Annotated in this window: 11 protein-coding genes and 1 pseudogene; 5 read left to right on the forward strand and 7 right to left on the reverse strand. The window is 66.6% G+C overall.

Annotation, left to right across the window (positions count from 1 at the left end):
• Nucleotides 1-19: 19 nt before the first annotated feature.
• From DB354_RS15080 to DB354_RS15095, 4 genes and pseudogenes are all read left to right on the forward strand, one after another.
• Nucleotides 20-406, forward strand: a pseudogene (locus DB354_RS15080) (HU family DNA-binding protein); the annotation flags it as partial.
• Between the two features lie 106 nt (nucleotides 407-512).
• Entirely contained in the window at nucleotides 513-1,826 is a 1,314-nt protein-coding gene (gene hisS / locus DB354_RS15085; protein WP_107836459.1) for a histidine--tRNA ligase, read from the forward strand.
• Complete coding sequence (locus tag DB354_RS15090; protein ID WP_107836460.1) at nucleotides 1,823-2,209, forward strand: ACT domain-containing protein; 387 nt, start codon at nucleotides 1,823-1,825, stop codon at nucleotides 2,207-2,209. The genes hisS and DB354_RS15090 overlap by 4 nt, the downstream gene beginning before the upstream one ends.
• A 16-nt stretch (nucleotides 2,210-2,225) precedes the next feature.
• Complete coding sequence (locus DB354_RS15095; protein ID WP_107836461.1) at nucleotides 2,226-3,044, forward strand: alpha/beta hydrolase; 819 nt, start codon at nucleotides 2,226-2,228, stop codon at nucleotides 3,042-3,044.
• A 276-nt stretch (nucleotides 3,045-3,320) separates the two neighbouring features.
• Here the strand turns inward: DB354_RS15095 and DB354_RS15100 are convergent, their stop codons facing one another.
• From DB354_RS15100 to DB354_RS15115, 4 genes are all read right to left on the reverse strand, one after another.
• Nucleotides 3,321-3,734, reverse strand: a complete 414-nt coding sequence (locus DB354_RS15100) for a cytidine deaminase (protein ID WP_107836462.1) — start codon at nucleotides 3,732-3,734, stop codon at nucleotides 3,321-3,323.
• 46 nt (nucleotides 3,735-3,780) lie between these two features.
• On the reverse strand, nucleotides 3,781-5,004 hold the full coding sequence (locus tag DB354_RS15105) for a glycine C-acetyltransferase (RefSeq protein ID WP_107836463.1): 1,224 nt from the start codon (nucleotides 5,002-5,004) through the stop codon (nucleotides 3,781-3,783).
• 1 nt (nucleotide 5,005) lies between these two features.
• Complete coding sequence (gene tdh, locus DB354_RS15110) at nucleotides 5,006-6,031, reverse strand: L-threonine 3-dehydrogenase (protein ID WP_233256652.1); 1,026 nt, start codon at nucleotides 6,029-6,031, stop codon at nucleotides 5,006-5,008.
• A 195-nt stretch (nucleotides 6,032-6,226) separates the two neighbouring features.
• Nucleotides 6,227-6,712, reverse strand: coding sequence for a methylated-DNA--[protein]-cysteine S-methyltransferase (locus tag DB354_RS15115; protein ID WP_107836465.1), 486 nt, complete (start codon nucleotides 6,710-6,712; stop codon nucleotides 6,227-6,229).
• 147 nt (nucleotides 6,713-6,859) lie between these two features.
• Here DB354_RS15115 and dgt point away from each other — a divergent pair, with 147 nt between their 5' ends.
• Nucleotides 6,860-8,128: a dGTP triphosphohydrolase gene (gene dgt, locus DB354_RS15120; protein ID WP_107836466.1), complete on the forward strand. Its 1,269-nt coding sequence runs from the start codon at nucleotides 6,860-6,862 to the stop codon at nucleotides 8,126-8,128.
• Between the two features lie 62 nt (nucleotides 8,129-8,190).
• Here the strand turns inward: dgt and DB354_RS15125 are convergent, their stop codons facing one another.
• From DB354_RS15125 to DB354_RS15135, 3 genes are all read right to left on the reverse strand, one after another.
• Nucleotides 8,191-9,084 (reverse strand): hypothetical protein, encoded by an 894-nt coding sequence (locus DB354_RS15125; RefSeq protein ID WP_107836467.1) that lies wholly within the window; start codon nucleotides 9,082-9,084, stop codon nucleotides 8,191-8,193.
• A 130-nt stretch (nucleotides 9,085-9,214) separates the two neighbouring features.
• Nucleotides 9,215-11,881: a glycoside hydrolase family 43 protein gene (locus DB354_RS15130; protein ID WP_107836468.1), complete on the reverse strand. Its 2,667-nt coding sequence runs from the start codon at nucleotides 11,879-11,881 to the stop codon at nucleotides 9,215-9,217.
• 140 nt (nucleotides 11,882-12,021) lie between these two features.
• The gene (locus DB354_RS15135; RefSeq protein ID WP_158277552.1) at nucleotides 12,022-13,365 is read right to left on the reverse strand and encodes a rhamnogalacturonan acetylesterase; all 1,344 of its coding nucleotides are present in this window, start codon (nucleotides 13,363-13,365) and stop codon (nucleotides 12,022-12,024) included.
• Between the last annotated feature and the right edge of the window lie 83 nt (nucleotides 13,366-13,448).

Raw genomic sequence — 13,448 nt, forward strand, 5'->3', positions numbered from 1 at the left:
AGCTGCTTCAGAAAAACGTCATCAACAAGGAACCCCCATGTCGAACCTAACAAAGCGTGAGATCGTCTTGGAGATCTATCGGAAGTCGGGCTTCCCGCAGAAGCAGATCGTGGATACGGTGCAACAGACGTTGGACATTATCCAAAAGGCGCTTGCGAACGGTCGGAATGTCGAGCTCCGCAATTTCGGCGTGCTCGAGGTTCAGGTCCGCAAACAGCGCATCGGCCGCAATCCGAACAAGCCGGAGGCGGAGGTGGTCATCCCGCAGCGGGCCGTGGTTAAGTTCAAGTCTGGCAAGATCCTCAAGCAGCAGCTCAAGAAGCTGGACCTGACCAAACTGCAGACCGAGTCCGATTCCGAAGCCGACGTGGAGGGCGAGGACGAGACGCCCGGCACGACCGTCTGAGATCGCGGCATCGTCTGAACGCGCGCCGACTGCCGTCACAACGGCTGCAGGCGCGCCTTTTTTTTCATCGCGCTGCGGGAGGCCGCGCCGCAGCGTTTTGCCTCTCATGGCTACGTTTCAGACCCTGCCCGGCTTCCGCGAATTCTATCCCGAGGATCTGGCCCGTCGGAATCACATCTTCCGGCTCTGGCGCCAGACGGCCAAGACGTTCGGCTTCGCGGAGTACGACGCGCCGGTCCTTGAGCCGCTCGACCTGTACAAGGCGAAGTCGGGCGAGGAGATCGAGGCCCAGCTTTTCAGCTTCACCGACAAGGGTGGGCGCGAGGTCGCTTTACGTCCGGAGATGACGCCAACGGTTTGCCGGTTGGTCGGGGCCAAGGCGAACGCGCTCAAGCGCCCGATCAAGTGGTTCAGCATCGCTGAATTCTATCGGTACGAGCGCATGCAGAAGGGACGGGGCCGGTGCTTTTTCCAGTTCAACGCCGATATCTTTGGCGAGCCTGGTCCCGAGGCCGAGGTCGAGTTGATCGCTTTGCTGGTGCAGTGCCTGCGCTCCTTCGGACTCGGCGAGGCGGATTTCTACGTGCGTCTGAGCGACCGCAACCTCTGGTTCTACTATCTCGAGGCGCTCGGCGTGGATGAGCCCCGGATCCGCGGCCTGCTCGGCGCGATCGATCGGTATGAAAAGTACGGAGACGATGCCTTCCAGGGGTATACGGAAAAGTTTGGTCCGCTCGATCCCGCCCTGAAGACGAAGGTCCTGGAGTTCCTGCAGATCAAGTCGCTCGCCGTGCTCGAAACTACGCTGTCGACCATTGGTGGCGAAAAGCTGACGCAGCGGCTCGCCGACTGGCGCAAGCTGCTGACGGCGCTCGATGCGATGGGTCTTTCGAAATTCATCGAGGTCGACCTGGGCGTGGTGCGCGGCCTCGCGTACTACACCGGATTCGTCTTCGAGGCATTCGACCGGAAGGGCGAACTGCGCGCGCTCGCCGGCGGCGGTCGCTACGATGACTTGGTGCAAAAGCTGGGTGGTCCGGCGCTGCCGGCGGTCGGTTTCGCCATCGGCGACATGACCTTCTCTCTGCTGCTCGAGGAACGGGGGCTCATGCCCACGCTCGTGCAGGCGCCCGATGTGTATTGCGTCGTTGGCGGCGAGCCGGAGCGGCTGGCGGCGTTCGCCGACATCAACGCGCTGCGTGCCGCCGGCTATCAGGTTGAGTACCCGATGAAAGCCATCGCCTTCGGCAAACAGTTCAAGGCCGCGGCCGAGTCGGGAGCGAAACTTGCCCTCATTTACGGCGGCGACGAACTCGCCAAGGGTGTCGTCAAGATCCGCGACCTCACAACCCGCACCGAGACCGAGGTGCCTCGCGACCAGGTCACGGCCACCGTCAGGGATTTCTTCACGGCATCATGAAAACAGGAGGTCAGCGCTTCCGGGTGCTTCCCGGACAGTACGCGGTCTGCCGCCTGAGCCCGGACGCGGCGGTCCCGGCCTGGGCGGCTGGACCTTTCGTCAACATCACCTTCACCGATGACGAGCTGGCCATCATCTGCCCGGCCGAGCGCGTGCCCGCCGAGGTGCGCGCCGAGCGCGACTGGCGGGTGCTGAAGCTCGTGGGTCCGTTCCCCTTCACCGCGACTGGCGTGCTGGCGTCGCTGGCCACACCGCTCGCGCGTTCGGGCATCAGCCTGCTGTCGATCGCGACGTACGACACCGACTATTTCCTCGTGAAAAAGGACGTGTTTGAAGACGCCGCCAAGGTGCTGATCGCCGCCGGCCACACGCGGCTGGGTTGATCGGCACGCGACTCCGATGTCCCCGGGCGCGCACGGCTGGTGGTTGGCGCTACGCCTTGGGCTTCTGCTCATTGTCTGCACCGGCGCGGCCCGGGCCGAGAAAATGATGTATTTCCCGGAATACGGCTCGCGACGTTTGCCGGCGGGCGCGCAAAGCGTCGCCGGTGATGACGGCACGGTCGTTTCCGTGCTGCATCTGCCGAACCCGACCGCGCGTTTCACCGTGTGGTATTTCCATGGCAACGCCGAGGATCTCGGTGACGTGGAGCCGTTCCTGCGGGCCCTGCAGGCGGAGGGCTTCGCGGTGTTTGCCTTCGATTATCCGGGCTACGGCCACAGCACGGGGCGGCCCTCGGAGCGTGCGGTCTACGAAGCGGCCCGGCGGGCGCGCCGTTACCTGCGCGAACAGCTCGGCGTGCCGGCGGAAAAGACGATCCTGCTGGGGCGCTCACTCGGGGGCGGTCCGGCGACGCAGATGGCGATCGAGGAGCCGATCGCCGGGCTTGTGCTCCAAAGCGCGTTCACCAGCGCCTTTCGCGTGGTCACGCGCGTGCCGTTGCTGCCGTTCGATCCGTACGTGAATGTCCGCAAGCTCCCCAGACTCCGCGCGCCCGTGCTCATCATGCATGGCGATCGCGACGAGGTGATCCCGTTCCACCACGGCCAGGCGCTCTTCGCTGCGGCGCACGAGCCCAAGCGGGCGCTCTGGATCTCCGGCGCCCAGCACAACGACCTCGTGGCGGTGGCGGGTGCGCGTTACTGGACCGCGCTGCGCGACTTCAGCGAGCTTTGCGCCGCAACCCAGGCTGGAGCGACTGACGGGCGTCCACGGTGACGTTTGGCCCCAGCGCAACGCGGCGTCGTTCGCGCGGACGGACACATGGGGACAACCGCAGGAGGACGTGGCGACGAGGCCTGCAATTATAACTAGTTGGTTACCGGGATATAGCGGGATAATGTCCAGATACTCGGAATAATGTCCGGATACTCTGCGCCTCAGCCCAGCCCCGCTCGCGCTCTCAGCGTCGGCTCGCACGCCGGCAGGCCGCGACCACCAACGGATGGGGGCGCAACTCGGGCGACGCGAGGAACGACGCCGAGTCTCCGGCGATCAGCGCCCGAGGTTCTTCGGGCCGAAGGCGTCGGGCAGCAGTGCGGAAAGCGATTGCTCGGTGCGCTCCTTGCCGTCGCAGATGCTGATGACGATGGCGTCGGGGCCGAACTCATTGATCACCTGCCGGCACGCGCCACACGGGGCGGTCGTGGTCTTCGTGGGCGTGTACACGACGACGGCGCGGAGCCCGCGCTCCCCCGCGGCGGCGGCCGTGAAGATGGCGGTGCGCTCGGCGCAGTTGCAGAGGCCGTACGAGGCGTTCTCGACGTTGCAGCCGGTGAACACCTTCCCGGAGTCCGTGAGAATCGCCGCGCCCACGGGGAAGCGGGAGTAGGGCGAGTAGGACGCTTTGGCGGCCTTGCGGGCTGCGGTTTCGAGGCGCCGGATCACGACGGCGGAGAGGGGCTTCATGATCCGGCAGCCTAGGGCGGAATCGAACCGCGACTGAACTCGAATCTTACAGGCCGAGTTCCGCCTTCACTTCGCCAAAGGCGCGGATGGCGAACTCGAGATCGGCCTGGCTGTGGGCCGCGCTGACCTGCGTGCGGATGCGCGCGGCGCCCTGCGGCACCACCGGGTAGAAAAAGCCGGTGACGTAGATGCCCTTGTCGAGCATCCGGGCCGCGAACTGCTGGGAGAGCGCTGCGTCGCCGAGCATCACGGGCACGATCGGGTGCGTGCCCGGTCGCAGCGTAAGTCCCGCCTTTTCGAGCCCCGCGCGGAAGAACTTCGTGCTCGCCTCCAGTTTGTCGCGCAACTCCGTCGAACGCGAAAGCAGGTCCAGCGCGGCGATCGAGGCCGCGGCGATCACGGGCGCGAGCGTGTTGGAGAACAGGTACGGGCGCGAACGCTGCCGCAGGAGCTCGATCATCGGCTTGCGCGCGCTGACGTAGCCGCCGCTCGCGCCACCCAGCGCCTTGCCAAGCGTGCCGGTGATGATGTCGATGCGGCCCATGACGCCGCAGTGCTCGGGCGTGCCGCGGCCGTGCTTGCCCATGAAGCCGACGGCATGGCTGTCGTCGACCATCACGAGCGCGCCATGGCGGTCGGCGAGGTCGCAGATCTCGCGCAGCGGCGCGATGTAGCCGTCCATCGAGAACACGCCATCGGTTACGATGAGCTTGAAACGCGCTTTCGCGGCGTCGGCTTCGCGCAACTTGGCCTCGAGGTCGGCGAGGTCGCGGTTCCGGTAGCGGAAACGCTGCGCCTTGCAGAGGCGGATGCCGTCGATGATCGAGGCGTGGTTCAGTTCGTCGCTGATGACGGCGTCCTCCGCCGAGAGCAGCGTCTCGAACACGCCGCCGTTCGCATCGAAGCAGGACGAGTAGAGGATGGTGTCCTCGGTGCCGAGAAACGCGGTGAGGCGGGCCTCGAGTTCCTTGTGGATCTCCTGCGTGCCGCAGATGAAGCGCACCGACGAGAGGCCATAGCCCCAGCGGTCGAGTGCGGCGTGCGCGGCGCGGATGATCTCGGGGTGGTCGGCGAGCCCGAGGTAATTATTGGCGCAGAAGTTCAGGACCTCGCGGCCGGGCGCGGGGGCGGCGGTGGGCGCGGCGCCGTTGCCGGCAAGGGCGACGTGACTCCGCTGCGGCGTCGCGATCACGCGCTCGCGCTTGTACAACCCGGCGGCTTCGATCTCGGCGAGGGTCTGCTCCAGATGGGAGCGATAGGAGGCGTTCATGTCATTCCCAGCGAAGGACGATCTTGCCGCTCTTGCCCGAGCGCATGAGTTCAAACCCGCGCTGGAAGTCGGTGAACGACATTCGGTGGGTGATGACGGGGGAGATATCGAGGCCGCTCTGGATCAGCGCGGTCATCTTGTACCAGGTCTCGTACATCTCGCGGCCGTAGATACCGCGGATCGTGAGCATGTTGAAGACGACCTTGTTCCAGTCGATCGCCGCCTTCTCCGGGATGATGCCGAGCAGCGCGATCCGGCCGCCGTGGTACATGTTGTCGATCATCTCGCTCAGCGCGCGCGGATTGCCGGACATCTCCAGGCCGACGTCGAAGCCTTCCTTCATGCCCAGTTCACGCTGCACGTCCTCCAGCTTTTCCTTGGAGACATCGACGGCGCGCGTGGCGCCCATCTTCCGGGCCAGCGCGAGGCGGTCGGGGTTCACGTCGGTGATGACGACATTGCGCGCTCCGGCCTTGCGGGCGATGGCGACGGCCATGCAGCCGATCGGGCCGGCGCCGGTGATCAGCACGTCCTCGCCGACGAGGTCGAACTGCAGCGCGGTGTGCACGGCATTGCCGAGGGGGTCGAAGCACGAGAGCACATCGAGCGGGATGGCAGGGTCGACGTGGACGGCGTTGGTGGCGGGAATGCAGAGGTACTCGGCAAAGGCGCCGTCGCGATTCACGCCCACGCCCTGGGTGTTCTTGCAGAGGTGACGGCGGCCCGCGAGGCAGTTGCGGCAACGGCCGCAGACGATGTGACCCTCGCCATCGACGAGGTCGCCGGGCTTGAAGCCCTGGACGTTGGAGCCGACCTCGGCGATGACACCGACAAATTCGTGGCCGATGACCATGGGCGGCTTGATGGTTTTCTCGGCCCACGCGTCCCAGTTGTAGATGTGGACGTCGGTGCCACAGATGGACGTCTGCTTGATCTTGATCAGTACGTCGTTGATGCCTGGCTGCGGCACGGGGACCTCGACAAGCTCGAGGCCAGGCCCCGGACGCACCTTAGCGATAGCGCGCATTTTGGTCATGGGGCGCAGCGTAATGAAGGCCTCGCGCCTGTCGAGGGGCCCGCGTGTCACGCGGATGTCAGAAGCCAGAGACCAGAGGCCAGAAGCCGGTGTCGGAGGCCGGAAGCCAGAAACCGGAAGCCGGAGGTCAGACGTCAGAGGTCAGAAGCCGGAGACCTGAGGCCAGGAGACGCGGAGGCGTGGGCGCTAAAGCAGTTGGGCGCCCTCGAGGGCTAGGAGGCGAGCCTTGGTCGCGACACCGCCGGGGCCGGAGAAACCGGTCATGTTGCCGGAGGCGGCGACGATGCGGTGGCAGGGAATCAAGAGGGGGCATGGATTGCTGCCCAAGGCGCCCCCGACCGCCCGGCTCGCGGCGGGAGCTTCGCCAATTGCCGCGGCGATCTCGCCGTAGGATGCCGTGTGGCCGGGTTTCACCCGCAGGGTCGCTTCGAGGACCGAACGGTTGAACGCGGGCATGCGCCCGAAATCGAAGGGCACATCGCAGAAGTCCTGCATATCACCGGCCAGATGGTTTCGCACGCGCTCGATGATCGTCGCCACCCAGGCCGGGGGCGTGGCCTCGGTGTCGCTGCGCCCGCGATCGGGGTCGGGAAGGAGAAAGCGGGTGAGGCCCGCGTCGCTCCAGGCGATCGCACAGGTGCCAAGGGGGGTGCTGAAAGTGGCGTGGGGCATCCGAAGGGGGCGGAGAACGGCCGAAGTGAATGTCACTCCGCGCGCCGGAGGAAAGCGGAAAATCCGGCCCCGGCTCCCCGCGGCGCCGCTGGGGCGCCGTGCACTTTGCCTTTCACTTTCGCGCGCGCATCCCATTCACTCCCGCGCGTGACGAACCGATTCTACCAACCGTTTGACAGTGAAACGTATGGCGGCAGCCGAAAGACCGACTACCGGAATGCGTTCCAGATCGACCGGGATCGGATCATCCACGCGCACGCGTTTCGGAAGCTGCAGGCGAAGACGCAGGTGTTCCTGTCGGGGGAGTACGATTTCTATCGGACGCGGCTGACGCATTCGATGGAGGTGGCGCAGATTGGCCGCTCGATCTGCCACTACCTGCGGACGCTCGGCGGGCCGATGCGCGACGACTTCTTCATCGACAGCGACCTGGTGGAGGCGTCGTGCCTCGCCCACGATCTGGGGCATCCGCCCTTTGGCCATTCCGGCGAGCGCACGCTGCAGGAGCTGATGCTCCCATGGGGCGGCTTCGAGGGGAATGCGCAGACGCTGCATCTGCTCACCGAGACGATGTACCAGAACGAGTCGGGGGTGCGCGGCATGCTGCCAACGCGGGCGCTGCTCGATGGCGTGCTCAAGTACAAGAAGCTGTATCGCGAATTTCCGAACCACCCGACAAACCACTTCCTCTACGATCCTCAGGAGAGTGTGCGTGGGTTTGTATTTGGCGGTGCGACCATCCCCCGCGAGTTGCACGAGGGCGAGCGGTTGAACCAGTTCAAGAGCATCGAATGCCAGGTCATGGACTGGGCGGACGACGCCGCCTACTCGGTCAACGACATTGTTGATGGCGTGAAGGCCGGCTATCTCACGATCGAGCGGATCGAGACCTGGGCGGCGGGCGAGGCGATCGATGCGCCGCGGCAGCTGTTGCTCGACGAGGTGATCGATGCGATCCGCCGGGACCGGCTCGAGAACGTGTTCTCCCAGAAGATCGGCGGGTTCATCAAGGCGTGTCGCCTGCGCGAGCGGGACAATTTCATGGCGGGCGTGACGAACCGCTACCGCTACGAACTCGTGATCGCGCCCGGTGCGGAGCGGACCGCGCTCTTTTTCAAGAAGATGGCCAACGACATCATCTTCGAGAGCCCGCAGCTCCAGCAGATGGAGCACAAGGCCCGGCGCGTGATGTTCGACTTATGGCAGTCCTGCTGGCGCAACTACGTCGATAAGGGCCCGCGCGTGATCAATATCCTGCCGCCCCGGGTCGGCCGGCTGGTGCAGGCGGCGCAGACACCCGCGGAGAAGGCCCGGCAGATCTGCGACTGGCTGGCGGGCCTGACTGACGGCATGATCGTGCGGACGTATCGCCGGCTGTTTGATCCGGAGTTCGGCAGCATTCGCGACCTCAGTTGAGTCTGCCTTGGGTGCGATCACGGCACCACGCGGCGAGGGAGAGTGCCGCGACCGCTCGCCTGCTACTTTGTCTTTGGTTTGGCGGGCGTGGGCACGTCGGACTCGATCACCTTGCTGTCGCCCAACCGCACCTCCCAGCGCTTGATGCGATGGGTGGCAATCTGGGGATCCTGCATGTCACGTCCGAAGTAGGGCGCGGCCGCGCTCACGAGCGGCCCGATCGATTCCTGCATCGCGACCCCGCGTGAGCTCACGGTCATGGTGGTGCGCCACACGAGCCGGCGTTCGTTGTGGGCCAGGGCGGCGTAGTCGTAGGCCGACGCAACCACGTAATACAGGTCGTCGAGCGCCTGGTCGCGCAGGAATTCGTAGTCGGCCGTGCGGTCGGTGAGGCTTTCGCCCCAGGCGAGTGCCCGGGTCATCTTTTCCAGTTGGGCCCGGCCGCCGACGAGCTTCGCGCGTTCCATCCGGAAGATCCTCGCTTGCTCCGGAAACATGGCCTCCATCTCGGGATCGAGCCGATAGTGGGAGCCCCAGAAGTAGATGATCGCGAGGGTGGGACGCTGGCCGGAGCCTTCCACGTTGCGATAGCCATTCGTCGTGAGTGCCTTGGCGAGAGCACGTGACACCTGCTCCGGGGAGGGCGGATGGTCGCCGGCGACCGTGTCTCCACGCGGCTTATACCCCATGGAGTGGGCGACGTAGTACATCGGTTCCGCGGGATTCGGAGTGCGCATCAGCCGGCCGTAGCTCGTCACCTCGGTGAAGATGGTCATGTCGAGGTCGGGCGTGCGCTGAAACGCCTTCGGCAGGAGCTGGAACACGAAATCGCCGCGTTTGGGCCTCGCGATGGGAGTAATGGTGTCGTCGGCTGCCGTCAGGGCCGGGAGCGGAACCATCGCGGCGAGCACCGCGGTGGCGAGGAGGAGATTCCGCCAGAAAATCGGGGAGCGCATAGGCGGAGGAGTTGAGGCGACGGAGTATTTCATCCGCGGGGCGGTGTCAAAGTGGCTGAGTGACATCACCCCTAGGTCGCCGCGGAACGCAAAACCGTACACCGGTCTTGCGGTCAGGCGGAGGAAGGGCTCAGCGCGCCTCGATCTTGAGGTCGGTCATGCGGCACGAGACCGCGGCGGCGGGTTGATCGAATTCGGGACCGACGGTTGCGGTGGCCGGCAGAAAAGCCGTCGGGCGGTCGGCATCCGCGCGCGCCCATACCCGGATGGCCAGCCGCTCGAGTGCGGCCGCGGGCTCCGCGAACTGCGCCTCGTCGGCCAGCTTGTCGTTCACGTAAACGGAGAACACGGCGCGTGGTGCGCAGTGGGCCTCGAGCCGCAGCTTGAGCGTGGTGCCGGGAGCGAACTGGCCGAGCTCGACCATCTTGTCGCGATCGCCGGCGCGGAGAAAGCCGTCACCCACCAGGCGCAGCCGGACCGGGCGGCCGCCGCCGGCTCCGGTCATGAGTTCGACGTCAACCGCGCCGATGCCCGCCGGCGGCGTGGTGATGGTCATGCTGACGCTTACGCGCGGCGTCGGTGCGAACAACTGCACGGCCTCGGCGCAATCGTCGGGTTCGCGTGACTCGATGGCGACCTGCGTGGCGTCGATCGCGCGCACCGTCGCCCATTTCGGCTGGTAGGTGTTCCAGATCGGCCGGGCGGTGGCGCCCCCGATCGGCAGGGGCAGGCGCGTGATCCAGATGTCCTCCTTGTTCGCGCTGTAGCTGAGCCAGAACGCGTTCTTGGCGTCGGGAATCGATCCGTCGGTCGCCCACTCGGCGATGCCGCGCATGTACTGCAGCCCGGTGTTCTTGTTGATGCCGGGATAGCGTTGGTTTGCGAACCGTGCCTGCACAGTCCGCATGTCGCCGAAAGCGATGCCGTCGTCGCCGGTGACGATCGCGAGTGGGTAGCGGGGACGCGCGGTGGGGTTGTACACCAGGGCGTAGCGTCCGTCGCCGGTCCGCTGCCCCCACACCTTGGCGTTGTTGGTGTGGAGCGTCGGCGGAATCACCGGGCGCGACCACGTGGCCCCCTCATCAGTGGAGACCGATGTCCAGCCCGCCTTGCCGATACCGACGATGGCGCCGTCGGCGCGGTGGTAGAACGTGGTCGCCTTCCAGAAACCGTTGCCAAGTTTGCCGTCCGGCCAGGCTGACGCGGTGTGCCACCGACTGCGCTGCTCGGGGTCGAGGAGCACGCCGTAATCCTGGGTCTCGAGCGTGACGCGGGCGGCGAGCAGTTCGCGGCAGGCGGCGACAAAGCCGGCGTCGGTGGCCTCGGTGTACGCGGGTGGATCCTGCGGGCGCCGTCCCGGCGCGGGCGGGCGCAAGGTGTAGACCTGGCCCAGCGTGTGATCCGCGCGGATCTCTCGGACGACCAGCGGGCCCTTGGCGGCCTCCTCGGTTTCTTCGTGGTTCAGCCGCAGCCCCGCGAAGGCGAGCATGCGTCCACCGGGCGCAAGGAAGAAGTAGAGCCGCATCGGCGTCGTCACGCCCTCGGGGAAGAGCTCCTGCGGATCGCTCCAGGTGCGGCCATCGGGCGACGTGCTGTAGAGTTCGCGGGCGGGCCAGGTGTCCTCGTCCTTCGCGCCGGAGTCCCACGCCAGGTAGTAGCGGCCCTGCCAGACCGCGAGATCAGGGTGGTGGTTGTAGGTGTAGCCCTTGCCCTCGGCCAGGTCGGTGCGGGCGCGGGAGGCGCGGAACACGGCGATGTTCTCGGCGCCGCGGGCGGGAAGGAGACCGCCATCGGTGCGGGTGAGGTCGATCTTGGCGTACGGGGCGATCTGGACGGACGCGGCGGAGGCGATTTCACCGGCGGCCTTGAGCCGGGCCACGAGTTCCGCGGGGACTTCGATCACGGTCCCGTGCCGCATGCGCTGCGGCGTGCCCTCATCGGGGAAGTGCATCCGGGCCGTCACGTCCTCCCAGGTGCGCAGGTCGCGCGAGCGCAGCGCGCCGTAGTGGCGGTCCTTGTACGCATCATAGTACACGACGTAGTCCTCGCCGACCTGCACGGCGGTGGGGCCCTCGACCCACACCCCGGGAGGAGTGAAGGGGGCGGACAGCTGGCCAAAGGGGCCCTCGAAGGAAGGCGCCGCCGCGAGTTGCAGGTGCTTGCGCGGCGGGTTCACGGTTTCGTCCTTCACGATCAACTGCAGGCCGGCGCGGGTGCGCAGGAACGTCGCGTCGATGACGCTGAAGCCGGGGTCGTAGAAGAGGCGGGTCGGCGTGAAGGTCTGAAAATCCTTCGTCGTCGTGCAGTAGAGGCGATGGTTGTAGCCGGACTCCGAGGTGTTGGCGGTCTCGGAGAATTTGCCGGGGATGGTGGACGCCCAGAAGATCAGGAAGTGCTGGCGCTGGTCGTCCCAGACGATCTCCGGCGCCCAGGTGTTTCGCACCGTGGGCTCATGGGCCATCACCGCGATGGATTTCTGCTCGGTCCACGTGATGAAGTCGCGGGTGGAGGCGTAGCCGATGTCGTTCTCGGTCCAGCCCGCGGTCCACACCATGTGATACGTTCCGTCCGGGCCGCGCGCGACGGACGGGTCGCGCATGAGCTTGGAGATGCCGACGGTCGGGGTGAGGTAGCTGCGGCCGCGGTTGAGCTTCTCCCAGGTATAGCCGTCCTTGCTCGTGGCGAGGTGCAGACCGTCGGCTCCGTTCTGGATAAAATAGGTGAACAGGTAATCGGCGCGGGCGACGGACGCGGCGAGGAGGGCGAGGATGAGGACCAGCAGGCGAGGGGGTGTCATGGCGGGTGGCAACGGGACAGACGGATGAAAGGGCGGGGCGTTGCCGCGAACCTTGGCGGCCGCGGCGAGCTCGGTTGAGCTGAGCACCGAGGCGGGGCCGGTCAAACCCCCGTTGGCTGGACCGTCGAGCTTGGGCGGGTTCAGTCGCCCAGGGGACGTTCGTTCGTGAAGGCGCCGCTGGCGGGAACGGCAAACGTGGTCGGATCGTCGGGATGGGCGGGGTCGAAGGGCGTCCAGCCTTCGTTGAGGTGGGCGGCAAGCGGCAGGTGTTGGTCGCGGATGGCCTGCACGATGCACTTGGCGAGTTCGTAGGCGCCGTAGTTGTTGTGATGCGTGTTATCGATCACGCCGTTCGGCGCGGCGAAGGCGGCGGCGGAGCGCTCGGGGCCCAGCGCCTCGTAGAACCTGCGGCTGGCGGCATTGAGATCGATGAACGCGACGCCAAGTTCGCGGGCGGCCTCGCGTGCCGCGTCGGCGTACGCGATCAGCGAAGGCATCACGCGGCCGTCGGCCTCGAAGCCCCGGCGCTCCATGGGGGAGAGCAGCACCGGGGTGCCGCCGTGGGCGCGGATCGCCTCCACATGCTGCCGGATCTCGGCCTTGTACGTCGTGGCCGGGCCGCCCGTGCCCGCGGCGATCTGCTTCTGGTCGTTGTGGCCGAACTGCAGGAGCACCCAGTCCCCGGGACGGAGCGAACTCACCACCTTGTCCAGCCGACGCCGGCGCAGGGAGTCGCGATACGTTTCGCCCGACTCGCCGTGGTTGGCGATCGCGACGGTCGATTTGAAGAACGCGGGCAGCATCTGGCCCCAACTGGCGTACGGCTCCTTGGACTGATCGCACACGGTTGAGTCACCCAGGAGGAACACCGTGGGGACGTTCACGGGTTCGATGACCACCGCGCACACCGCGGGGCGGCGGTTGCTGAACTCGAGGGTGATGGCGTCGTCCCACGCCCACGCCTCCTGCACGGTCTCCCGTGGGGCTTTGAGTTTGACCGCGCCCGCGGGGACGCCGGGGCCGGCGGCGATCTGCGGCGTGCGAACATTGACGATGAACGATACCGTTTTGAGTTCGCCGGGATTGGTGTGGACCGCCTCGATGACCAGGCGGCGCAGCTCGGCCTTGATGGTCGCGTGCGTGGCGGCTTCCGCATCGCCCAGCGTAACGCTGACCCGGTAGTTGCCATCCCCCGCCACCCGGGCGGTGAAATGGAAAGGCCGGTCGCTGGTCAGGAAGTCGCTGCGTTCCGGGTGCCCGGTGGCCCGGTCAATTCCGACCACGGTCGCGCCCGGCTCCAGCCCAAAGCCGCGGTCCGTGGTGTAGGTGGTGTCGACCCGGACCGCCACCCAGTCGCTCGCGACTCGGCCGGTGCCGAAATCGAAGCGTTGGCAGACCTGCCGCTCGGTGGTGGCGGCCGCGGACGCGGAGAGCGCGAGGCTGGCGAGGAGAGGAAGGAGGCCGACAGGGGGCAGACGTACCACGGTGCAAAGAGGCAAGCGGCGATTCCGGGATGAGGCACGGCGCGGCGATGGCGGACGGTCCGACGAATCGGCGGCTTTTCGGC

Origin of the sequence: Opitutus sp. ER46, from assembly GCF_003054705.1 — a bacterium.
Lineage (GTDB): Bacteria > Verrucomicrobiota > Verrucomicrobiia > Opitutales > Opitutaceae > ER46.

Bases quoted from the DNA above. Each gene is read 5' to 3' on its own strand.
- hisS (WP_107836459.1), top strand. From the start codon at position 513: ATGGCTACGTTTCAGACCCTGCCCGGCTTCCGCGAATTCTATCCCGAG.
- DB354_RS15090 (WP_107836460.1), top strand. From the start codon at position 1,823: ATGAAAACAGGAGGTCAGCGCTTCCGGGTGCTTCCCGGACAGTACGCG.
- DB354_RS15095 (WP_107836461.1), top strand. From the start codon at position 2,226: ATGTCCCCGGGCGCGCACGGCTGGTGGTTGGCGCTACGCCTTGGGCTT.
- DB354_RS15100 (WP_107836462.1), bottom strand. From the start codon at position 3,734: ATGAAGCCCCTCTCCGCCGTCGTGATCCGGCGCCTCGAAACCGCAGCC.
- DB354_RS15105 (WP_107836463.1), bottom strand. From the start codon at position 5,004: ATGAACGCCTCCTATCGCTCCCATCTGGAGCAGACCCTCGCCGAGATC.
- tdh (WP_233256652.1), bottom strand. From the start codon at position 6,031: ATGCGCGCTATCGCTAAGGTGCGTCCGGGGCCTGGCCTCGAGCTTGTC.
- DB354_RS15115 (WP_107836465.1), bottom strand. From the start codon at position 6,712: ATGCCCCACGCCACTTTCAGCACCCCCCTTGGCACCTGTGCGATCGCC.
- DB354_RS15125 (WP_107836467.1), bottom strand. From the start codon at position 9,084: ATGCGCTCCCCGATTTTCTGGCGGAATCTCCTCCTCGCCACCGCGGTG.
- DB354_RS15130 (WP_107836468.1), bottom strand. From the start codon at position 11,881: ATGACACCCCCTCGCCTGCTGGTCCTCATCCTCGCCCTCCTCGCCGCG.